The sequence below is a fragment of the Fimbriimonas sp. LA-C6 genome (genome assembly GCF_055398105.1).
Map to the genome: position 1 here is coordinate 3,310,937 of NZ_AP038796.1, position 22,737 is coordinate 3,333,673.

Here is a 22,737-nt window from a genome sequence, read left to right on the forward strand (position 1 = left end):
GAAACCTGCAAGTCGTGATGTGGTGACACTCTTGAAAGGCCCTCAGAAGTGACCAGCGCCTCTCATAAAAGGAGATGTAGAGGCGGGTGGTTGTCGAGGTGCCGATTTTTGTTGCGGAGACGGTGAAACAAATGGTCGACAAAGTGGGCGGTTCAGGATTTGATCCTGGCCACCTCGGTGTGAACGAGGAAATTGCGGCTACAACCGCAAGCTTTTGAGTCCGCCGAGGTCTCAAGTGGTCTCCCCCGTTTCTCCACCATCTGAGAGACCTTTGAGAGACCCGCAGCGGTGTCTGTTCGCCCCGAAACGCTACGGCGTGTTATCCAAGAACGACAGCTAAGTATCGACGTATTGGAGCCAAATTGAATAAAAAGGGGTGTACGTATTCGCCTCATCGCTGCCCCCTCCGTTTATTTGGAAGTTTGCCCGAAGCTTTCACCATGTTCAAAAGGAATTGTTAGAGCGTTCTTAGCCAGTTACCAATCAACTGGCAAGGTGGACTGTAAGACATATTTGCTCCTCGGATCGAACCGTTGAAGACTGCTGCGGCATTGACGCGGTGTACGTGTGCCGCATTTCCTCTGAACCAATTGCCCACTCCGATGCTGTAGGGTTGCTGCACTAAATTGCGGAGCCGTTCATATTGGCAAGCCCCGCAATGAACGGCATGACAACTCAGCAACCGCCCGTGACCCTACCAGATGCTTCGAGAATCGCCACGGCAATGGCGCAAATTCCCTAGAACGGGCCTTCCAAGGAAAAATCGAGCCGATTCAGTGCTGGTGCGGGTAGAACCTTCGTAATGGGAAAGCAACAGAAGGCAAAGGAAAACAAGAAGATTTGGGACAGCATCCTCGGGCTTTACAAGAAGTACGACGTACAACTTCCACCCCAGCTTGACAACGTACCGCCCGAATACGACGGAAGCCCCCGGCACAAGGAGCTCGTCTTCGCCTTCTTAGAGAAGGCGGCCATGTTCCTTCAACCGATGGACAAGGAACGAAGCGAAGCGTCGGTACGTGAAGGAACGCGCGCAGTACACCGTTCCTTTGAACACCTACAAAACCTAATGCCTACACGCGTTGACTTCGGCAACGAACCCGAACCTTTAGACTTGGCTTGCAAGCCCGGTTGTCACTACTGTTGCACGATTCGGGTTAGCGTTGTTGCCCCCGAGGTTCTTACGCTTGCCCATTACCTGAAAAAGAAGTTGCCCCCCGAAGATATGGAAGCCTTGCTTGACCGAATAGCCGCATTTGAAGCGGAAACGGCAACCCTCGCGCCTTTGCAACAGGTGCTTCGGGCTTCCCTATGTCCGTTGAATGTAGACGGGCTTTGTATTGGCTACGCAAACCGCCCGACGGGTTGCATCGGCTACCATTCGTTCAGTCTCCAAAGATGCATTGAAGACAGTCAGAACCCCGAAGGCGAGGCAAAGGTTCCGCAAGACCCGCAAAGGTGGATGTTCCGGGACATACACACACAGGCATTAGAAGCCGGTATGAAGGCGTTCAAGCTTGATAGCACCGAGCTGGAGTTTGTTCCTGCATTGCGGATTGCCCTAAAGGACGATTATGCGGGATTAAAGTACTTGATCGGTGAACCAGTCTTTGCCGACGCGGATTATGTCGAAGTGAAGAAGGCGCAACGAGAAGACTTAGACAAGCGCGGATTGGACTTAGGAGGGTTCAGGAAGGAGCGAGGAACGACGGAAGCGGCGGCAGGTTCGTGACGGTAGGCGACTCTCAAAGCCACGCTAGCTTTCTGCATGACGGGGATGGGAAGTTCTAGACGAAGCCGTCAGGCGGGAACGGTGGCCTGGCGAAGGATGCGGATCCATCCGGCATTTAGCACGCTTTGACTCGATGGGCGGGTAGCGGTGTCCACGCCCCGTTAAACGACATGGAGGTAAGCCATGCACCCAAACAAAACTGATCCTCGGTAGAGGGTCAGTTTTGTTTGGACTAAGCCAGACAGTTGAATTGTGGCTCGGACATAAAAAGCTGATGCCGTTGTAGCCGCATCTGCAAGGTATTTCGCAAATGCATCCGACGACCTGCTCTCTTTGGGGATTCGTGGAGTCGGGCCGCTACACCAACCTTATCCGCCGCCTCGTGGCGTGCGTGTTGGTCGTGATGGTGACGTCGTCCTCCAAGCGGAATCCCATGAACCTGCGCGGGGTGACCACCTCGTTTGTGTCGGTGACGATTTCCTCTACCTCGATGCCCCGCGTGCCATTCTGCATCGCGTAGAGGAGAAGGAGAATCTCGGGATTGGTCCTGGCGAGTTCCGCCCCGGCCTGCGCGATCATGTTCCTGGCGTCGTCCATCCTGCCTTGGCCCATGAAGCCGACGGCGTTGTCGAGCCTTTGGCGGACCGAGGAGGGCAGCGATACGATGTCCGTAACGCCGGTTATGGGGATGTTGACGGGGTTGCGTCGATTTGTATTATAGTTGTCCATAACGTTCAGCTCCAGGCACCCGCGAACGGGATGCCGAGTTCTTCGGAAGGCTTGCAGATCAGCTTGAAGGCGCTGCTGCTCGGTAGTTGCCGGGCAAGCCGGGAGGCCCGAAGCTTGCCGGTCGTGACGACGAGGAGTGTGAAACTGGTTTCGCCCCACCTGCGCCCGCACTCGCCCGAGGCGGCGAAGGCGTCGTATGAAAGCAGCTTGTCGCGGAACTTGGCGGGACCGACGTGGCCCAGGTCGGCCTCGACCGCGTAAAGGGCCTGGTCGGACACCGCGAGGCCGTCGGGCCTCACCTGCCAGTCCTTGCCGCCGTATCGGAACCCGGCGCGGAGCTGCTGCTCGAAGCGCCATGAGGTAGCGCCCTTGGCCAGCATGGCGATCCTCACGTTCGTGACGCATAGGGCATGCTGTAGGAACCTGGGCGAACCGGTTCGGGATGCGACCAGGGGCGAGATCCTGTCTCCTAGGACGTCGCAGGCGAGGTGCGTTACCGCGTACATCTGCTGCGCGTAGAACGGCGTCTGGACCGCCTTCACGTAACCGAGTTCCCGAAGGTCCCGGAGCCTCGTGTTCGCCCTGGTAACGGAGCCGAAGTAGCCGAGCGATATGATCTGGTCGCGGCTAAGGACGTGGCTGAGGGCGACGTCCCGCATGAGTTGTAGGTCGCGCCTCGTCAGCCGCACAGCCAGTCCTCCAGCATGTCCACCCTTGCCTCCTTTCGGTCAGGGCCTTCCTCGGGAGTTTCGGCAACGGAAGGCTTTTCCGGATTCGCCGTCGGATGCCGCTCTTCAGTGTCTGCTTGGGGCTTAGGCGGCGGTGATTCGCGTTCCGGTTTCCTTTCGGGTCCCGGAACATGTCGGCTTCGAAACGCCTTCTCATCCGGTGCCGGTCGGTCGTAAGGGGAGCGCGGATCGCAGGAATCGGCTTCCGCGGCGGTGGCCTCCTCGAAGACCACGGGACCGTCGAGGTCCCTGACCTGGCGGACGAAAGCCCTTGCGGCCTCGCTGCCTAGGCCCACGTTGCCGACGATGGGCTCGTTGATCTCGACCAGGATCGGCTCCGTTCCCTTGGACCACATGAGGGCGTCGCCGGTCGAGAACGACGTGAAATCGACGGCCTTGGGGTCGCCCGTGAGGTCCTTGGACAGCACCGCCCCGTCCTCCCTCCCGGTCCGCAGCACGAACTTGGTGCCCACGTTGCCGAGCACCATCGCGCGCATCCTCGGGCTGAGCTGGGCCAGCGTCTGGTGCGCCAGCACCAGGCTGGCCTTGAACCTGCGCCCTTCGGCGAGGATGTTCTCGAACTCCTCGGAGCCGAAATGCTCGAACTCGTCCACGTAGATCCTGACCGGGTTCCTGTCGCCCTCCGCGACGTTCACGCGCGCGAAGATCTCCCTCTGGATCGAGGAGAGCAGCATGCGGCCCATCATCCTGCCGGCCCCGTGCAGCTCGTCAACGGCCAAAGACACCAGGGTCACGCTGCCGGGCATATCGAGGTGCCGCCCCAGATCCATCGGTTTCGGGTGGCCGAGCGTTTTCCTCAGCGAATCCGTGGACATCAGCATCGACAGCTTGTTGGTAACCGGCATGGCAAGCGCCGCCTGCCTGTCCTTGCCCATCTCCGAAAAGCGCTGCCAGAAACCTGTGACCTGCCCCGAACGCGACATGCCCACGCACTTCATCAGGAAGTGGCGGTCGTGGAACAGCGACTCCAGCTTGGTCAGCGGCTCTCCGACCTCGGCGAGCAGCATCAGCGCCATCCTCATGGTCTCCGAGAGCTGGACTCCCCAGCTGTCGGACTCGCTCTCAACGGCGTGGAGCACGTTGAGGGCCCGGAAATAGGGTTCGCCGGCGCCGTGGAGCGGGCTGAAGCCGGTGGGCCTCACCTTCTCGCGGAGGTCGATGATCTTGGTGAGGCGTGGATCGACCCGGCCAGCGATAAGCTCGGTAACCGCCGCAACGAGATCGCCCCTCAGGTCGAGGACGCAGAACGAGTGCCCGGCCAAAATGTCCTGGGAGACCAAGTGGTGCAGCAAGTTGGTCTTGCCGCTGCCGGTAGCTCCGATGATGAGAGCATGGGTCGTCATTCGGCTGATCGGCATTGACACCAGGAAGTCCCTCGGGTCGTTGCCGTAGTATTCCCAGCCTTTCTGCACGCCGATCCAATGGTCGGGCAGTGGGCTTATTCTCTGGTCCTGGTACAGCATCGCTTCAGCTCCTGAAGCCAGATGGTCGCAGGTTTTCAAGGGTCGAAATGATGGGGCTCGTCTTAATTAACGCGCGCGTTAATCGGATAATGAAATTAGGTTTGGCCGCTTTGGGCGTGCCCACCATTAGCCATGGAAGCAAGACAGACACACGCGAAATTGGCATTCACGGTGGAGGAAGCGGCGGAGCTGCTGTCGATCAGCAGGGCGCACGCCTACCGCCTTCTGGACTCGCGCGAGCTGGAGTCGATACGGATCGGCAGGTCCAGGCGGGTCACCGCCAACCAGCTGCAGGAGTTCATCGGCAGAGAAGAGGCCCGCAATAGGCTCCCGAACCGCTGCCGCTGACGTTCGCGAAGGAACTTGGGAAGTTACGGGCCGAGCAACCTTCCGTATTCCGTGAGCGAGGCATCCATGTCCCTCCCGAGCGCCCGGATGATGTCCACCAGGTCGACCACCTCAAGCCCTTTCGTTCCGCCTTCCACCTTCACCATGTAGTTGTGCGGGCGTCCGAGCTTGGCCGAGAGCTGGCGCTGGCTGAGCCCGGCATCCGTCCGCCACCGCGCGATCAGGGCGCGGAGGACGTCGTGTTCGCTGCGGTCTACGGCTTTCTTGAAACCCACGAAAAAAGCTGGCTCATAGGTCGGTACTAATCTGGTACCATTTCCGCAGATGCCTGACCGATTTCACGTTTACCGGCGCGCGGGCATCCCGGAAGGGCGCGGCGGCTTTGGAGCCAGATCGTGATGAAACCACTTACATTGATTCTTTGCTCGTGCGCGCTTTCCTCCTTCGGGAGCGCCCAAGCCATCGACACAGTCAACGGGCAGTACGCCGCGTACGCGGGCCAGGACTGGGGCGGAACCGACACCGTCGGCTTTACGTACGTGCCCACCCAGACCTACGACCTCGGCAAGATCGAGTCCAAGTTTTCGGGCGACACGGCCGGGAGGAGCGTCACCGCCAGCATATTCACGGCGGACCCGGCCGACGGCGGCACCTTGCTGGGAGCAGGCTCGTTCTCGCCCCAGTCAGGTTGGTCGGGCGGGTCGTTCCCGGCGGTCCACGTGACCCAGGGAGCCTCGTACTTCGTCGGCTTTACGGGCGTTTCGGGCATGTTCAACTGCGCGGGCGAGGCAAACGCGGACCACCTGCCGTTCAGGTTCGGCGCGAGCGGCGGAACGCCCTTCGCGTACTACGGCAGCCCCGTGGCGCTCATCGCGAGATTCGACGCGGTGCCGGAGCCGATGACCATGGCTGCACTAGGTTTGGGCTTGGTCACGCTGGCATGCCGGAAGCGACGTGCCTAGGCTCTGGAAAGCCTGTAACGTAAATGCCTAGGGGTGCTCGCGGCTTTGCAAAGCCACGAGCACCCGGACACCGGAGCGTTCAACGTCCCGCAGGAATCGGAGCCGTTGCACGGCATTAATCTAGTACCGGTCATCTCCGCGCTCGGCTGGACTCCGCGGATCAGGTACGGGTTGCCTCCAGCTTGTCTTCCAAATCAATTTCCAACCTGGCGTTCCTGATGTCGTTTACGAACTCCAGGCGATATTGACGAGTTCACCGGTCTCTAGTCTCTTCCTCGCTCGCCGTCAGCCTTTACTGCTCGTTTGCAAAGCAGTCCAATAGACATACCAGGGCGGAAGGCCTAGCCACCGTATTCCGCTCGCCTCAAGTGGAGAAATTACGGCTCTGGTCATAAGGTTACGCGGGCGCACTCATATAGAGAAAGAAGCTGTTATGCCTTTCTGAATTGCCGAGACGGCCCTTCGAACTTCGTAAAGAAAAACGGACGCGGCCAGGCATCTGAGTCGCCGCCTGACTAGTGGACTTCCCAATCCTGTTTCGTGCCTATCCATTGGCCGGAAGAGTCGGAAGACAGAATCTGGCTGGCTGAGCAACGGCCGGCATACGAGACGGCGGATATTTGCACCGCCTTCGCAAGATGCGCGACCGAGGCCTCGTTCGAGCAACTGAACTGCATGTACTGAGAATTGGGTCCTTCGTAGTAGCAAGCGATAGAAAAAGCCTCCTCGACATGCACCCCATAGAATTCATGAATTCGCCCTCTGCGTTCAGCCGATTCCTGGTAGTTAAGCGCAGCCTCTCCCAACGCGCTTGTATCGCCAGTGAGCAGATACTTCTCGCAGCAGATCCCTTTGCAATAGCTTGAGAAGCCGACCGCAAACTCCTCGGCGAGGAAGCCGAAAGAAAGCCGGTTTCTAAGGCCATCGGGCAAAAACACGTTGCGCAAAAGGTGTCCACTTGCGGAGAACGACGGGTCCACGCGAGCCAGACGTCCGTCATCGAGCACCAGGACGCGCACCAGGTAATACAGCAGCGGATCACTTGAATCGGCCAATAAAGCCATCTCAATCGTTGGGGTCATCATCGTTTGTCTCCCTGCCGTTCGAGCCCCGAGGCACCAGGCCATGCCTCGCCCCCTAACGCCGCAAGGACATCCATGCCCAGATTGGAGACCACAACGAGGTCGGAGCAGTAATAAGGCTCGTAGCGAAGGGAGGCGAAACCGCGCTCGTCCCCCGTTTCGAGTTGAAATGCGCTGATTCTCCCTTCCAATGAACTCGCGTCATCACCAAACGCCCCAGACGAAGAATAGTATCGTTCGTAACCCCACTCGTCGTAGCTGCTACGGCTGAATTTCACCCGCGCCTGAAAATACAAAGGCGAGTCAAACGTCCCGAGAAGGCGAACGAGCCAACCTCTGATGCCGCCCGACCCTTCTCCGAAGGGTCGGGCGACTCTGAGGACGTTCAGCCCACTTTCATCTGCCGACAATATCAAAAGCCCCTACCGGTGAGCGCTTCGAAGATGCTCTGGCCAGCGACGTCGTCGTTGAATTCCGCGCCACTTTCGAAAAGCCGAAGGATCGTTCCTACTGCAGTTTGAAAGTCGATATGTACTCCATTCATGTATGCCTCGTGGCTGGCGATGTCTATGAACATGTTTCCTCCTTCGCCTTCGATCTCGATCCCAGTAGAAGTTGCGAATGCTCCGGTGAAGGCTCCCATGTACGCCAGGATCTGCGCATTGTACGCTTGGAAGATCTTGGTAATTGTGTTGTACGCGTAGAGCTTGCATTGGTCCGCAAATTGAATTTCCTTCAGCTTTTCTATCGCCTCTTCAACCGAACTTACGCCCAAGTCGAAGAACTTTCCTGACGGGTCGTTTCGCCCGATTGGATCCGACCCGCAGTATACATACCAGTTCAGGGAGTGCATCCTCGAGTCCTGGGTAATGAATCGTCCGCTACTTGAATCGTAGTACCTTGCCCGCATGTACGTGAGCCCGGACTCATCGTCTTGCTTGTGGCCGAGGCTGGCGCAGTACCGCCCCTTGGGATCGCCGCTTGCGTTACCCGACCTTATCTGCCCCCATGCGTCGTAGGAGCGAAGGTCCCCGACCTGGTAGCCCGCACCTGATCTCGATATGGTCGCGACCATGTTTCCGTGCGCGTCATAGATCGGAAAGCCGGTGGTTACGTTCGAAGCCTGAGTTCTTTGAACGTAATCAACTCCTCGGCCTCCCACTCCGTAATCCGTCACCGTCGTCGTCCCAGCCGTCGTCTCGACGTCCTCGACCCCCATCTGCCCGTCGTAACGGTAGGTCGTCTGAACAGTTTGCGACTGCTTGCCGACCCGCATGCCGTCTGCCCGGTAAGAATAGAACATGTACCCGTTGCCGCCACCCGCGTTAAACGTCGTGAGGCGGTTAAGCTCGTCCCAGAGAAACTGCTTGCCACCCTTGCTCCACATGTTTCCGAGAATGTCGTAGCTGGCTGTTACGCCACCTACCGTTAGGGCCCGATTCAAGTTATCGCAAACTGCGTCGTTGCGATTGCCCGCTGCGTCATAGCTCCAAGCCTGCGTCGCGTTGGCGAGGCCGTCGCCGTAGTTGGCGCTAGTCAGGTAGTCGAGCTGCGGATCGTAGCCGTAGGATTCCGTCCTTTGCAACTGCCAGGCCGCGGAGCCAGGCGACTGCCTCACGTAGAAGGCCGAACTCGTCTTAAGGCCGCGGTTCAGGCCCCCTGTCTCGTAAGCGCAGGCATTCGCCAAGATCGACTCGGATTGGTAGCTGCCGGAAGTCGAATTCCAGCTGTCCCAGTAGTGGGCAACCGTTTGCAACCTGCCTGCAAAATCATACTCGTAGTGAGCGCGCGCCCTCGACGACGCCACATCCGTCGAGTCGTACCATGGGTTGCCCGTGCCAGGTGTAAATCCGACCTTCGGAGTTTGCGCGAAAGCGGCTTCGTTAAGGTGCCCTGCCGAGTCGTACGCGTAGTGCAATTCCTCGGCTGTTCGGTTTCCGGATGAGTCCAACTTACATAACGTTTGAAATACGCGCTGAGCCTTCGCCGGTTGACCTACGGCGACGTAGTCGAAGTATCCCCACTTCTGCGAGCCGTTAGGAGTTGCGTAGGTGGCGGTTTCTCGATCCCCGGCGCTATTGTAAGTGTAAGAAACGGTGTAGCTCGGGTTGCTTCCTCCGCTTTCGGTGACCTGGCTCGTCTTTCCGATGCCACCGCCGACAGACTGGTAAGTTATATTTTGAGTGACTCCAGACAACCCGTCGGTAATTACGACCGGCTGGCCGAAATTCAACGTTCCGGGGGTCGTTCCGTAAACGTAGCTTACGATGCTCTGATTCGCGCCACCATCGACGCGAGCCACCGACTGCACCTGCCCGTCTACGTCGAAGTTCGTCTGGAAGATGTGCCCCGAAGCATCCTGGACCTTGTCGGGAATCCCCCAACTGGTGTAGTGAAGAGTTTGAGTCGTCCGGTTGATGCCTCCAAAGTCCTCTATGATCGAATTCGCCTGTCCCCACGACCCGTCGGAATCTCCGCCGTACGTCGTGTGGGTTTGGACGTACGTCCACGGCGCCGTGGTCGTTTTCTGGAGCTTCCATGAGTCGGTCTGGCGGCCCTTCGCGTCGTAACCGAAGGTCGCCGAATAGTTGGCGGGATTGGAGGGCTTCAACTGGTATTTCCAGGCGTCGCCAGATGCCGTGTAGCTGGGCACAACCACGGAAGCGTCAAGGATGAAGGCCGCGTTCTTCGGATCGTAAACGTACTTGGTCTGCCCCTTGCTGCCTGCGGGAGCCGCGCTGTCGAAATAGTCGTTGTAGGCGTAGCGCCCGGACTGGTCTCTGATGGCCTTCTGCTGATAGTATTTGTCGGCACCCCAGTAGGCGTAGTCAATGCTGGACGTATGTTGCGTTGTGTACGAACCGCTTCCAGTGGTCTTGACGTAGTCGGTAGCGCTGCTCTTGAGCGGCTTGCCGATGAAATTGTACTGGCTTACCGTTTCGCACTTGTACTCCGGATAGTTTGCAAGTTCGGTGTACTGCGGAGGGAGCGACACGGAGGGCCCGAACTGGCGCGTTGCGAGCAACGTTATCGCGTCTTCGTTTCCGTCTCCGTGGTAGTTACCCTGCGCCCATTTGTACGTGTGGACTGCGTCGTAGATGCACGATTGGTCAAGAATAGAGTAGGTTGACTCCTCAAACGGCCGCTCGGGGGTGTAGGGGGCCGAATTGAAATCGTATGGGTTGTTGTTGCACGTTAGCGAGTAGGAGCCGAAGCTTACAGTCGGGTAGTAGCAGACCCGCGAGAGTATCTGTCCGGCGGAATCTCCGACGGTCTCGACCATGCCGAATGATGAGCCATGCGATGAGTACGATCGGTACAGACTGTCGACCGGGTGCGTACTCCCCCCGTTACCGGGATACAGGAAACGGGTGCACTTGCCGTCCGGCTGAATGACCTTGTACGGCAGCGGCCCGAACAGCGTGACCCCGTTCGGATACAAGATGGTTGTCGCCATCCAGTAGGTAATAGAAGTGGTAAGGCCATTTGGCGCGGTTACGGAGGTTATGAGATTGCTGGCGACCACGGAAGGATAGTCACCGGAAGCTATAGCCGCGCCGTATCCATAAGTGGTCGTTTTGCCGCCGGGTGTTGTGACGGTGGTGAGGAGGCCTGTAGCGTCATAGCCGTAGGTCACCGTCCGTATCGCATTGTTGTCCTGGACCTTCCACACCCGATTGGCCGGATGGCCAACCGAGCCGTCGCCCCAAATAAGCGTGATCGTGTGGCCGCTTGGCATCTGCACGCTCACCAGCGGATGCTCCTGCGTTTGACCGTCCACCTTGTTGAAGGTCACCCACCCAGAACCGTAGGAATATGTGGTTACGTTGCCCTGCCTGTCCTTGGCAGACGTAATCTTGAGCACGTTCGCAGGTTCTGGCGTCGCGGCGGAATTGTTCCAGGGCTTCGTGCCGCCATTGATATAGGAACCTTCTTTGGCGTAGGCAAATACAAGACCCTCCGGCGTCGTGACTTGGTTTGAAGCAAGCAACTGGTAGGAATTGCCGTTTGCTTGGACTATCTCGTAACGACTGACGATCTTGTTTTGGTCCCATGAAGGCGGCGTGAGGACGCCGTCCACGTCGCGCTGGATGGTTTCATCCTTCCCACCGGCGTCGATCGCCGTGACAGCTTCAACGGGTTGGACCGCAATGTTAGGATCCTGTTCAGTACTTGCTCTTTCCTTGAAATTGATCGGAACGGACCGATTTGGGCTTCCTTTCGATTTTAAGACTCCGCCAGCGGTGCTGCGAACGTCGGCACTGAGCGACCAACCTTTTCCAAAGGGTCCCTCGTTCGCATCGTTGGCGCTGTAAGCGCGCGTGATGTCAACTGGGATACCGTACGAACTTTCGAAATTCAAGTCCGTCGCGTTTATCGTGTAGTTGCCCGTCATCATGTTGACGCCCTTGTAAACGACGTCCCACTTCGCTTGTCCGGCCAGGTACGGGTTCTCACCGGACTTCCCAGCGAGCGCCCGCTGATCTTTGGCTGTTAACGGATGGGATTCGAAAACCGCTTTCAAGGGCTTGGCCTGGCGCGATTTCTCAACCGCTTCTCGAAGCGGGGTCCCGAACGTGTAGACCGCCCCAAAGGGCACGCTGATATTGAAGGCCAAGAAACAGGCCGTGATACTTAGTGATCTTGCAAAAATTGTGTTCATGGCTTTATGGATTGGATAGGGTCGGTGCCTGGAACAAGATGGCGTTCACGGAGTACTCTGTATCGCTTGCCGGTGGCAGCTTCAGCTTCTCCTCAGCCTTGCTGAGCGTGTTGTAAACGGTAGCGGTATCGCCTGCAATACTCTTGAGAACCAGGTAGTGATCTCCTTGAAGCAAGATCGCGGGGCGTGGAGCAGACTTGAGATCCTTGCGACTCAGCGCGAATGCAAAGGTTTGGACTCCAAGAACCTTCAAGCCCTTGCGCATCCCTTCGATGGTCGTGCCTTTGTCCGTCGTCCCGCAGAGCTTCGCCAACTCCTTGTAATCCTTCTTCGGACCCTTGATGAGTCCTTCGCTCAATAAGTATTCGATGGTCTTCGGTCCGCAAACGCTCGTCTCGAAACGGATATGCGCTTCCTGCTTCTCGATGGCCACCTGAAGCAGATGCTCAAGCTCTGGCGTGCTTTTCTCGCCATTCAGTGTGACTAACCGGTTATAGCAAGCCCTCACAAGCGGGCTTAGAGGACGTTGCTCCATATATCCGCGAAGCTCTTTAGCCGCTTCGTCTTTCTTGCCCTCCGCTGAGAGACAAACGATGGCTTGGTAAGCAGCTTGGTCGGAAACGGTCCCGAAGTCACCACCAGCACCAGTGCCCTTGTATTCAATAGCAGCAGTCTGGAAGGTAGCCCTCGCTTCCTTGAAGTCCTTCTGCTTTGCAGCAAGGTATCCAAGATGCATTCGAGCTTCGCCTACGCGGTCTTGTACCTTAGGGTCATCGCTCTTTGCGTTCTTCTGGACGAAGCCTTCGTATTCCTTCTTCGCTTCGGTTGGCTTAGAAGCGTAGTTCTCAGCAGCCTTTGCAAGCGGGGATGGCTCAACTGCATGTTGAGGAGCAACGGTGCGAATATGGCTTTGCCTTCCGACTATGATGATGCCCGTCGAAGCGAGAACGAGGGCGCTAGCGATCAGCAGAGTTCGCTTCAATGCTCGTACACCCCGACTTGTCCTGTCACGAGCCAAAGGCGTGGAGCGCCGTCGGTGTAAGGGAATGCCGTTGCTGAGGCCGCATACTCGTTGCTGCACAGCCAGTGCCACATCGTGTAGTTCCCGGACACTATGGCGGCTTCCTGGGTGGCGGCGAGGCAGATGAGGTTGAACGCCATCTTCGGCGTGTCGGCGTAGGTGCCCCACACCATGTTCGGCACCATGACCGTTCCGGCGTTGTACTGCGCGTCGTACACGCTCGTAAGGCAGAAACTCGCGTATTCGCCCGCAGGGATTCCCGTGCCGGTACTCGATAAACCCAGTAGCGTTTTCTTCGCCAGTGGATCCTGCGTGTAGTCGGGCGGAGTTCCCGCGGTGGCTCTTGGGCTGATGCTCCAACCGGTTCCCCACGTGGCCGTCATCTCGCCGTTGTCGGCGGTAGAGGTGCTGCTGAGCGTCACGTTCGGGAGGTAGACGCCGATCTCAAGGTCGCTGTTTGCCGACGCGGGCGCTCCCATGTGGAGCATGCTCAGGATGGCGAGTGAAGCCGTACTATCTTTTCCGGCGATGGTCCCGTCGGTGTTGTTCGTCACGAGCGGATAGAGCTGCGTGCGCGAAGTTCCGCTCCGGTCGCCGGATGACGGAGCCATGTTACCGACGAACAGCCCGCCCTTGAACTTGCTGTCCCCGAAGTTAAGGTTGCGCGGCGCGGCGTTGGGGTCCGAAGGGATCTCGTTGGCTGTCGCGTAGCTCTTCCTGGTGTCGATACCCGTGTCCGGGCATCCGGCCTTCTTGATATGGTGGGTGATGTTGGTGTCGGTGTACGTGTATGAGCCGTCCTGATGGAGGTTCGCGTACTCGATTGTGAGCGACACGTCGCCGCTGCCGATGGTCCCCGGCGCTGTGTACTCGATAGGGATGTTGTCGCCGGGATAGATCTGGCACTTTACTGCGCCCACTAAGCCGAGCGGCATTGCCGCCGAGGTCGGAACCCGGCTGGAGTCCCCGTTGATCTTCCCCAGGCGGGCGGGCGTCGCCACGTATATGTAAACGGCGGTGGAAACGATGGGATTACCGCCTGAAGTAGTGCCAGTTGTCGTGCCGGTTGAGCTGCCACTCGTGGTCCCCGTGGTCGTTCCGGTCGTGGTACCTGTCGTTGTGCCGGTAGTGGTCCCGGTGGTCGTTCCTGCGGTTGTTGGTGGCGGCGGAGTCACTACTTGGGCACCCAATGCGGCGGCGTGCGCCATGGGGCCAGGTGTGCCGGCGGTGCTCGGCGGGGTTCCGGTCGTGGAGCCTCCGGTTGTCGAGCCGCTCGTCTCATATCCGTTGGTATATCGGTACATCAACTCGACCGAATGCTGGTTGCCGTTGAGGACCGAGCCGTTCGTGAATGGCGCTGAAAATGCCGTGTTGTAGTAGCCGAACCGGCTGACGTACTCGCCTCCACTCACTAGGCGGATGTTGTAGGCGTTTGCGGCGGGTAATCCCGAACCGCCGGTTGTCTGGGCTGAACTGCCTCTGATTGCGAACCCGCTCCCTCCGATGAGAGCTAAGCCGCCGAGGGCCAATAACGGACCTATTTTTGTCTTCATGAATTAAGGTGACACCTCTGTCAGGACGCGTGACGGAGCTGCCATACGTCCACGCGACAGGAAGTATACGGAACAGAGTTCCAATGGTTTCGACTAAATCGGGACTTTCGGGAAAAGATCGCACTCCACCGTTATCGAAGTTTTATCTTTGTATATCTTCATGCTACTAGAGTTAGACTTTGGGAAATCCAGCCGTATTCTGAGCACCGGTGAGACTTTCTCTCTTGCATCGTGACCGCTCCAATCACAACTTACGATTTGTGGAATAGAGCAGGCGGCTGCGCACCTCAGTGTCCCCTCTCCCGCCTTATTCCGACCGGACAATCCCCCCAGGATTTTGAGTTTCGCGTATTTCCTTTCCGCGTTTGGCACGTTAGTTGGAAGGCGCTGGTTGGAGGCTCAAATTGTGTGCATGGAACCACAAAACAGCCCGAATTTGAGGCGTGCCAGGCAACACACGAGCGAATCTAGCCACTGGACGCAAGTCCCGAACGAAGTACTCGACCGGTTGCTACCCGAACTCAAGGGAGCTCCCATCGCAGTTCTTCTGGTCGTTATCAGGCAGACGCTGGGCTGGCGCGAGTCGGGTCGGAAATACAACCGGTCCAGAGCTTGGATTAGCCACTCCTGGTTCAAGCGACATACGGGATATGCGAGCGCGAGCATAAGCCGCGCCATCGAAGTGCTAGTCCAGCGGGGAGTCATAATCGTAACCTCCGAGTCGGGCGTCACCCTGGCTACACCCCACAACCGTAGGCGGCTTCAAGGCAGGCTCTACTTTGACCTGGGACCGAAAATCGAAAGCTACGAGAGAATTCGAAGTGAACCTTTTGACGGTTCGACCTCAAAAACTGAAAACCGGGAATCGAAAACGATAAAAGAAAAACATATAAAGGTCGCTGCTGCTCAGATCGTTTTCAAAAACCGAAATGCTGGAGGTGAGTTATCCACAATGGTTCCTTCGCGCCCCGAGAACGGATCTTCAACGGCACGACCGGCCCAAGGATTCCAGCGGGCGTCGGCCATCTTCGTTTTGCCCGACCGCCAGCAGCGAGAGGAGGAGCCTTGAGCATCCTTCTAGGCAGCACCAACGGCATCGTCCTCGTCCCGAGCCCCGAAGGCATTGCAATGGCGAAGGAACTCGCATTAACTAAGGGCGGCAGAGTCCTGACCGACTCAGAGGCCGAGGAGATCCTCGCGAAGCTTATGAGCTTCATCTACCTAACCAACGTCCCATGCTCAGATACGCCCTGTACGCAAGAAAGTCGAACGACGACCGCTCCGTGACCGAGAAGTCCATCGGCGAGCAGCTCATCGCCATCGACGCCATCGCCGAGTCCGCGAAACTGGACGTAGTCTGGAGAAGGGACGAGAGCAAGTCCGCAAAGATCCCCGGAGTCAGGCCCGTATTCGCCGACCTGATGAAGCAGATCGAGAAGGGCAAGGTTGAAGGGGTCGCGGTATGGGCCATCAACCGCCTGGTGCGGAACATGAAGGAAGGCGGCGAACTCGTGCAACTCTGGGTAGACGGCAAGCTCAAGGAGATCCGCACTCCCATCGCTGTGTACCGCACCGGCGACAACATTCTCCCACTCGTCCTTGAGGCCGCGAGTTCGACCCAGTACAGTATCGACCTCAGCCGTGACGTCAAGCGAACGGTGAAGCAGAACTTCGAGAACGGCGGCTGGAGCCACCGGGTCCCCCAAGGGTACAGGAACGCCCGCAACCCGCTCGACCTGAAGCGCGGCATCGTCGAGAGAGATGGCCACCGGTGGGCGATGATCGAAAGGGCATGGAACCTCATGGCAACCGGATCGTACACGCCACAGCAGATACTCCGCATCCTGAACAACGCGTGGGGTTACCGCACCAAGCCAACCAAGAAGCAGGGCAACACTCCCTTTAGCTCTTCGGCCATTTACGCGCTGTTCAGAAACCCGTTCTACGCCGGTTTCGTTCACTGCAATGGCGAACTGAGGAAGGGAAAGCATGAGGCCATGGTATCTGTCGAGACCTTCCAGCGAGTGCAGGCTATCCTCTCCAATCACTCATTCCAAGCACCCAGAACCCAGACCTATACATTCACCGGAGTTTTCAGGTGCGGCTACTGCGGCTCGCAGGTGACGGCAGAGCGCAAGAAGCTCAGGAACGGCTCCGTTTGGGAGACCTACCACTGCGCCGACTCTAAGCTGGAGTGTACGAAGCAGGGCAAGTCGCTCGCGGAGGTCGATGCCGCCGTGACGCTCCACCTGGGACTGCTGGAAGTAGACCCGGACTGGCTCCGCCTAACCTTGTCGGAGATCCAGAAACACCTCGACACCAAGGACGCGGCCCTCGACGAGATCGCCGCACAGCAGCAGGAAGCGCTCAGGTTGTGCGAGGGCAGGCTCTCCAAGCTGACCGAGATGTGGATGAACGGCCTCATCACCGATCCCGACAGGTACCGCGAGCTTGAGACGAAGGAGATCGCATCGAAGAACGACCTGACTTTGCAAGTTGAGATCCAGAAGGGCGAGATCGAGCGGATGAGGCAGAACGCGGTCCGAGCCGCCGACTTCGTCGAGTTCTCGCACGAGGCGTTCAGGAGGCTCGGACCGGCGCAGAAGCGCGAGATAGCGATGGCCCTCGGCGACAGCCACACGTTCTACGGCAAGGAGAAGCGGGTCGTGATAGAGGTGAAGCCGATCCTCGAAGGGATAGTCCGGCAGGTGAACCTGATAAAACGTGTACTCGAACCAAAACTTACTGGCTCCCATAAACAAAAAGAACCGGCTTTTGACAAGTCGATTCTCTTTGGTGGCGCAGGTTGTAACGGAATCGAACTGAGTGAGGAGCTGATGGAAACGCTTAGGGGGCCGCTTTTTCCGAGCGTGGACCTCAAAGCTCAGCGTCCTGAAAACCACTCGGCCTAACCTAAGCTAACCTCTTAATCGCCTGCGCGGCACTAAGCCTGGTACATCTCGCATTCCTTCGGGCACGATGATTTCATCGTCCGACTGTACGGCCGCGCAATCCAGATCGTCCGGACCAATTTCCCAAGCCTGCCGGAAATTCACTTCATACATACCGATTTGCAGATCGAAGCACGGTTCCGGAGTTCCGCCGTTCATGAAAGCAGGCATAAGTGCGTAGCGGTTATGAACTCGGTATGACTCCTCGAATCGTCGAAGGTTCACGGGGGTGGTGGCGTCCATCCGCTTAATACGCTGTTGGAACAGTAGCATGTCGCCGTCGCGTTCAGAGTCTTTGAGGTTCACACCAACTAGCACTCTGTAGGCGTGGGGATTATGCGTATCTATTCCTCGGACGATAGAAATCCTGAGGCCGCGATGTTCATCGACGAGGCCGTAGTCTTCGCGCCAACCTTTGAATATTTCCCGCCCGACGCTTTCGTCCGTAAATATAATTGCCAGCACTGGAGCCTGATGACCCCCTTCCGAAGTCAAGAAGAAGACGCCGTGCCAACCTGCCTGGTCCCAGAGCCGAGTCCTGGTAGCTGAAACGAACTTCATCTTGCCGTGGGGAATATTCCCAGGATCAAATTGAGCATCCGGACCTGCCTGACCCGCCTTCGATTTTGATTCTTGGGGCTCCGGTGCCCGCTCAAACACGGTTGGCTTCCATGGCACCACGCGAAGAACCGGCATCCCCTCATCGTCCCCAACCTTCCAGTCCAGCAGGTCCAACTTCGGCTTATTTCCCTGGATGTTTTCCATCGTTCCTAAAGGCCCCGCAAAGGCAGATGCCCTGTCCCTTACGCGCTCGATTTCAAGGAGTTCCGAGAGGCTCGTTTCAAAATCGTTGACCCAGATCGTATGAGCGAACGCGGAGACAGCGACCTCGAATACTTGCCTGGTGACTTCCTGGCGCTCTCCGAGGGAAAGATCGTATGGGTCAAACGGACGGCATTTCAGTAACAGGCATGGCCTCCCTGCCTGCTCATATTCCGAGAACGTCACCATTTCGGCTTGCGTTTTTTCGATTCGAACCTCGATAGCCAACTCTGGCTCGTGCGGCATCGCCTTGTCCAAGCCTATCGTCGCCAGGAAGCTCTCCAAGGTCGCCAGAACGGATTCGGCAACTTCTACGCAAGGCCGCTCGGTCGAGCAGATCGCGCTCACGGCACATCCCAAAATCTTCGTCGAAACGGTCTCCTGGGCCCCCAGGCCGAATGTGGGAGATTCCGAAAGCGGCACATCTGATTCGAGCCCATAGATCCGACTCGCGAATTCTCCCACGTCCATTCCGTCCTTAATAAGCTCGCTCAGAGGCTGGGAGTACCCCATCAGGAATTGGATTGCACATGAGGCCCCGAATAACCCCAGCTCATCAAGGGCACTGGGAAGACGCCTTACATTGTTCAGGAGCGAGTACGGGGTTCGCAGCATCAGGCGAGAAACTAGGATGTCGAACTGCGAGTCCTTGTCCTCAACGGCTTGGGCATCGTTCGGCGGGCCGACGTGCGCCCGGATGGTGAAATCCAGCTCGTGCCACGAGAGCAGTTGTGGGATACGCCCGATACGGAGTTCTATCCACTTTAATCTGTCTACACACGCCGCGAAGCCTGCGGTTATTTTGTCGTGCTTCCAGAAATCGTTTGCCGCGATACTGGCTCCGGTCAAATACGTCCCCCGCGCTGCCCAGACCAGGCCAATTCTTTCGTATGCCTGCCCGCACAGATACAGCGCGTAAACCATCTGGTGCCGCGTCTCGTGCTTGTAAAGCCTTCCGAGGGACTGGCCGATAATTGCAAGTGCCTTTACGTACCTCCCGTGAGTCATAAGCTGTTCGCCGCGGTTCAGGAGGATTCCCGCAGCTTTCATTTCGCCGTCCCTCCGCGACGAAACCTCCACAATCTTGTCTAGAAGTGCGTTGTAGGCGTCGTTGTCCTCCACCACCTCTCCGACAACCATGAGCGATTGTGCGAGGGGTTCTAGCGGATAACCGACCAGGCCCTCGACGCTTTCGACGACCGTCGTGAGTTCGTTAAAAATTGGTGACGGATCCTGCGCCGAGACGAGGTCTTCCCAAAGTCGGAGCATTAGCAAGTGAGTCCTGGACTGCAGGGAGACGCTGGGCCTCTCCGTGTCACCGCTAAGCCGCGTCAAAGAGGCAACGAGAACTGACGTTCGCTCCTCCATCCAGGCTTGCTCTTCAGGGGTTCCGTCCCGTGAAATCCTAGTGCTTAGGATCGTCCAGAGGTTGTGGAGTCGTTCCAGGTCAAAAGCGTTCTCGGACGACTTGGCGCGCGCTTCCACGACTTCGTACTGCGTTATCACACCCGAAAGGTCCTCATACCACCAGAACAACGTCCAGGCCCACTGGTACGCAGATTCGACCGCTTGCCTTGGGGTGCCGTGCTTAAGCGCCATTTGGTCGGCTTGGGAATAGGTCGCCTCAACCTCCGCGCGCGGCCTCTCCAGGGAGCGCCTCAGGTCCCCGGCTTCAAGTAGGTCGTCGACGAGCTTCGAGGAGTACCTCCTGTCAGCCGTCGCCTCCGCGATGCGGGCCTGGACCTCTTCCAACTCCTGATTGCGCGCGGTATCGCCTGGGCCCGTGCGCGTCCTTGGCTTCTTGAGTCCCGTTACACCAAGCTCGTCGATGGCCAATTGCTCGTGCCCGCTCCCGAATACCTTTTCGAGAATCCAGGTCCGGTCAAGGATCGTGACACCGATGCCGTGCTTCTCGGTAAGGCCGTCCTGGGTTTCGGCCCTTTTCCTTGAGGAAACAGCCTGATTCGTTACGAAAAAAACCTTCTTGTAGCCCCTGCCGGTATCCGCGATCTTCGCGACGTCGGATTGGACCTTAGGTAGCCACCTGGCCTTGGCGCTGAACGCGAATCCCCACCTCTCGTCCGAGGACGCCCGGCCAAGCCCGTCGAACCATGCCATCACCAGGCCATCAGCTACTGGGTAAGTTTCCGAATCCACCTTGCCATCACCGCCGCCGGTCGGTCCAGTCGAGGGCACGAGGTTTGGGCAGATCTCTTTCTCGCAAAGCCTGCGGGCAAACCGTTCGAAATCCGCTTCCTGGCTTCTGCTCGTGAGCGTGTCGAGGTGGAATTCAAGCAGGGATCGGTCAAGCTCGCTGACCTCGTCCTTGACTGAATCGCTGAAATAGTCTGGATGGATCGATTTGTAGAACTCTCTGGGGCTGGCCATTTGATATTTACTTTGTTACCAGATCGTATCACGAAGCAGGTCTTTTGGTAGGCCCGTGCCACTCTGATTCTTTGCAGGAGAGCCTTACACCATCCGTTTCTCGATTGGTGTATCTTTCGACCGAGCAATCGGGTTCCACCATACTCAAAACGACCCTCGCGGGAGGGCCGTTTTGACGTGCTTCAAATACTAGTTGGTGGCGCAGATTATAACGGAATCGAACTGAGTGTGGAACTGTTTGGGAGGCTGAGAGGGCCACTTTTTCCGGATCTGGACTTGAAGCGAAGCCTTCGCTCTTTGGACGAAGTGATCCTTTAAGGCCAAGGACGCTCTGCTTACTTGGTAGGACTTAAAAAGCCCTAGGACCTTTGCGCATGCGCCGAGCTGACACAGCAAGATTTACGCTAAACTGAGCCCGTTTGCCTAAGCGGACAAAAGTAAGAGATTAGTTATGAATTCAATTAGCCCCAAAGATTCACCCTTTGTCATCCTTCCGGCCGCCTTGCTCGCCGGACTAGCTCTGTCGGTAGGCGGGTGCGGCGGTTCGAACACTGCTTCCCTCGGCACATCCGACCCAGTCGCGTCCAGGTCAATCGGGCCGGACTCTGATCCCCGCGGGCAAATCAGGAACGAGTGCTGGTACGCACTCGATCCCGGCCACATCTCAATCACGAACGACACGGTAGGCCCGGACGGCGGTTCCCGTGGCGGCACTCCTTCTGGCAAGTTCGTCATTTCGAAGCCGGGTTGGAACTACTTGAGCCAGTCGTCGGACGCGGGCGCAGGGGCGCTCACCAAGGTCCTGCAACGTTACGGTGGATTTGTATCGGACATTATTCCAGGAATTGGCGGAACGCTTTCCTCGACTCAGGTTAGTCAGTATGCCGGAGCCATGTCTAACGACCAGTATGGTCTCTATGGGCGCTCAACGCTGGACCCCAGCAAGAACCTGACCGGAACGCTCTCGAACTACGCCCACGGCACTCAGTGCCTAGAATTCGCGATGATGATTATCTATAGAGCCAGGCATGGCAAGGATGCCGGTTTCAATTATGGAGACGATAAGGCGGGCCTGCCTTCCGCGACCGGCGCTTCCGTTGGCGACGTCGTCTTCCACGAGGAACTCGTGGACGCCAAAAGGAGGACGTACAAGGGCCACGTCTCTATATGCGTCGCCAACAACCCCAGCGCGAGGACAATCACTATTGTCGACTCCAACTTCGTTTCCCACGAGGTGATCGCAAAGCACAGCCTAACTTACTCGGAGATTGACGGCGGCAGCGGCTACCGGTGGCGGTACTGGTCGGCGAGCAACTATCTCTGAGATTCGAACCGGAAGCTGTTGATGATTCCCATACCCACGGCGTCCTCCTCCTTCGAGTAGGAGGAGGCGTCGGTCGTCGCCTTGCTGAGGCTACATTCCACGCTTCCCGAAGCGGCGAAGAATGTCTGGACCGGGAGGACTTTGCTTAGTACGTAGAAGCTTCGCTCACCGCTACGTAAGGTTACGTATCCGGCTCCCGTCGCATCGCCATCCCCTCGGTAAGTGGCGGCGTCACCTTCGAGCGTCCCGGCTGAGCGCTGGCATTCTACCGACACGGGACCTATCGCCGAAGACTTTTCCGAGGCTCCCGGCCGCACAATCCAGTCGTGCCAGGCACGAGCGGGCATGAGTTCAACGAACGAGTTGTCGGCGTCAGAGCGCCCCGGGGAGGGAAGGCTTGGGTCGTCCTGTTCGAGCGTGATTTTCCAATCGCTAGGGTACATGAATGAGAATCCCAGATCCTCGCTGCGATATGTCTCCCACCCTGCGGTAGCGGCGGCGAAGTCCTCCTGCGAAGTCACGTCGCCCGGATCGGACGGCCGGGCGAGCGCCGTGCTTGACACCGGCGACGCCGTGCTTGACGCCGTAGGCACCGCCTTTTCAGATCCGTCCCGTCGTCCAACGAAGCGGCCCGCCAGGAACGCGAGTCCAACGATCACGAGAGCGGCCACGGTTGAGAGGGCGGCGGTGACAGGCTTGGAGGAATTGGGTGAGAACAAGTTGGTCACGCGGCCTTATTTGGTCTTGTCTCTGTATTATTGCTGGATCCGGCAGCTTTCTCAACTCGGCCATGCACGAATGCAAGGCCATCCCGCCTTCAACTGGCCATGTCATTTAGGTACGTTTGCACCGAGCGCATCACTAGACTGGCTCCTACCAAATTCCATGCATTCGAGTCAGCAGCCCTCCTTATGGATGCCTCGAGGATTAGCAGTCCACTGGAACTGATC

General features: G+C 57.9%; 18 protein-coding genes. 7 read left to right on the forward strand and 11 right to left on the reverse strand.

Features of this window, described 5'->3' with window-relative positions; all coding sequences use genetic code 11:
• Positions 1–802: 802 nt before the first annotated feature.
• Entirely contained in the window at positions 803–1,732 is a 930-nt protein-coding gene (locus tag ACZ51B_RS15320; protein WP_464294211.1) for a hypothetical protein, read from the forward strand.
• 357 nt (positions 1,733–2,089) lie between these two features.
• On the opposite strand, the gene ACZ51B_RS15325 is transcribed toward ACZ51B_RS15320, so the two are convergent.
• From ACZ51B_RS15325 to ACZ51B_RS15335, 3 genes are read right to left on the reverse strand one after another with little or no spacing between them, the layout of a single operon-like run.
• Positions 2,090–2,461 (reverse strand): hypothetical protein, encoded by a 372-nt coding sequence (locus tag ACZ51B_RS15325; RefSeq protein WP_464294212.1) that lies wholly within the window; start codon positions 2,459–2,461, stop codon positions 2,090–2,092.
• Positions 2,462–2,466: 5 nt separating this feature from the next.
• On the reverse strand, positions 2,467–3,120 hold the full coding sequence (locus tag ACZ51B_RS15330) for a replication-relaxation family protein (RefSeq protein ID WP_464294213.1): 654 nt from the start codon (positions 3,118–3,120) through the stop codon (positions 2,467–2,469).
• A 20-nt stretch (positions 3,121–3,140) separates the two neighbouring features.
• Positions 3,141–4,673 carry a type IV secretory system conjugative DNA transfer family protein gene (locus ACZ51B_RS15335; protein WP_464294214.1) on the reverse strand — a complete coding sequence of 511 codons (1,533 nt, stop codon included), beginning with the start codon at positions 4,671–4,673 and terminating at the stop codon, positions 3,141–3,143.
• Between the two features lie 132 nt (positions 4,674–4,805).
• On the opposite strand from ACZ51B_RS15335, the gene ACZ51B_RS15340 reads away from it, so the two are divergent.
• The gene (locus ACZ51B_RS15340; RefSeq protein WP_464294215.1) at positions 4,806–5,021 is read left to right on the forward strand and encodes a helix-turn-helix domain-containing protein; all 216 of its coding nucleotides are present in this window, start codon (positions 4,806–4,808) and stop codon (positions 5,019–5,021) included.
• 23 nt (positions 5,022–5,044) lie between these two features.
• Here the strand turns inward: ACZ51B_RS15340 and ACZ51B_RS15345 are convergent, their stop codons facing one another.
• Positions 5,045–5,296: a helix-turn-helix domain-containing protein gene (locus tag ACZ51B_RS15345; protein WP_464294216.1), complete on the reverse strand. Its 252-nt coding sequence runs from the start codon at positions 5,294–5,296 to the stop codon at positions 5,045–5,047.
• A gap of 123 nt (positions 5,297–5,419) precedes the next feature.
• Between ACZ51B_RS15345 and ACZ51B_RS15350 the strand changes: the two genes are divergently transcribed.
• The gene (locus tag ACZ51B_RS15350) at positions 5,420–5,983 is read left to right on the forward strand and encodes a PEP-CTERM sorting domain-containing protein (RefSeq protein WP_464294217.1); all 564 of its coding nucleotides are present in this window, start codon (positions 5,420–5,422) and stop codon (positions 5,981–5,983) included.
• A gap of 515 nt (positions 5,984–6,498) precedes the next feature.
• On the opposite strand, the gene ACZ51B_RS15355 is transcribed toward ACZ51B_RS15350, so the two are convergent.
• Genes ACZ51B_RS15355 through ACZ51B_RS15375 form a run of 5 tightly spaced genes read right to left on the reverse strand, consistent with a single transcriptional unit; the run spans position 6,499 to position 13,360 of the window.
• On the reverse strand, positions 6,499–7,068 hold the full coding sequence (locus ACZ51B_RS15355) for a hypothetical protein (RefSeq protein ID WP_464294218.1): 570 nt from the start codon (positions 7,066–7,068) through the stop codon (positions 6,499–6,501).
• Complete coding sequence (locus tag ACZ51B_RS15360) at positions 7,065–7,475, reverse strand: hypothetical protein (RefSeq protein ID WP_464294219.1); 411 nt, start codon at positions 7,473–7,475, stop codon at positions 7,065–7,067. Before ACZ51B_RS15360 ends, ACZ51B_RS15355 begins: the two co-directional genes overlap by 4 nt.
• A gap of 2 nt (positions 7,476–7,477) precedes the next feature.
• Positions 7,478–11,728, reverse strand: coding sequence for an RHS repeat-associated core domain-containing protein (locus ACZ51B_RS15365; RefSeq protein ID WP_464294220.1), 4,251 nt, complete (start codon positions 11,726–11,728; stop codon positions 7,478–7,480).
• Between the two features lie 4 nt (positions 11,729–11,732).
• A complete protein-coding gene (locus ACZ51B_RS15370; RefSeq protein WP_464294221.1) occupies positions 11,733–12,710 on the reverse strand; it encodes a cysteine peptidase family C39 domain-containing protein in 978 nt (325 codons plus the stop codon).
• On the reverse strand, positions 12,707–13,360 hold the full coding sequence (locus ACZ51B_RS15375; RefSeq protein WP_464294222.1) for a hypothetical protein: 654 nt from the start codon (positions 13,358–13,360) through the stop codon (positions 12,707–12,709). Before ACZ51B_RS15375 ends, ACZ51B_RS15370 begins: the two co-directional genes overlap by 4 nt.
• Before the next feature lie 415 nt (positions 13,361–13,775).
• On the opposite strand from ACZ51B_RS15375, the gene ACZ51B_RS15380 reads away from it, so the two are divergent.
• The 3 genes from ACZ51B_RS15380 (at position 13,776) to ACZ51B_RS15390 (ending at position 17,214) form a co-directional block, all read left to right on the forward strand.
• Positions 13,776–14,126, forward strand: coding sequence for a hypothetical protein (locus ACZ51B_RS15380; RefSeq protein ID WP_464294223.1), 351 nt, complete (start codon positions 13,776–13,778; stop codon positions 14,124–14,126).
• Between the two features lie 1,241 nt (positions 14,127–15,367).
• Positions 15,368–15,589, forward strand: coding sequence for a hypothetical protein (locus ACZ51B_RS15385; protein ID WP_464294224.1), 222 nt, complete (start codon positions 15,368–15,370; stop codon positions 15,587–15,589).
• Positions 15,538–17,214, forward strand: a complete 1,677-nt coding sequence (locus ACZ51B_RS15390) for a recombinase family protein (protein WP_464294225.1) — start codon at positions 15,538–15,540, stop codon at positions 17,212–17,214. The genes ACZ51B_RS15385 and ACZ51B_RS15390 overlap by 52 nt, the downstream gene beginning before the upstream one ends.
• 6 nt (positions 17,215–17,220) lie before the next feature.
• Here the strand turns inward: ACZ51B_RS15390 and ACZ51B_RS15395 are convergent, their stop codons facing one another.
• A complete protein-coding gene (locus ACZ51B_RS15395) occupies positions 17,221–20,463 on the reverse strand; it encodes a hypothetical protein (RefSeq protein WP_464294226.1) in 3,243 nt (1,080 codons plus the stop codon).
• 451 nt (positions 20,464–20,914) lie between these two features.
• On the opposite strand from ACZ51B_RS15395, the gene ACZ51B_RS15400 reads away from it, so the two are divergent.
• Complete coding sequence (locus ACZ51B_RS15400) at positions 20,915–21,787, forward strand: hypothetical protein (RefSeq protein ID WP_464294227.1); 873 nt, start codon at positions 20,915–20,917, stop codon at positions 21,785–21,787.
• On the opposite strand, the gene ACZ51B_RS15405 is transcribed toward ACZ51B_RS15400, so the two are convergent.
• Complete coding sequence (locus ACZ51B_RS15405) at positions 21,778–22,230, reverse strand: hypothetical protein (RefSeq protein WP_464294228.1); 453 nt, start codon at positions 22,228–22,230, stop codon at positions 21,778–21,780. The genes ACZ51B_RS15400 and ACZ51B_RS15405 overlap by 10 nt on opposite strands.
• Positions 22,231–22,737 lie beyond the last annotated feature (507 nt).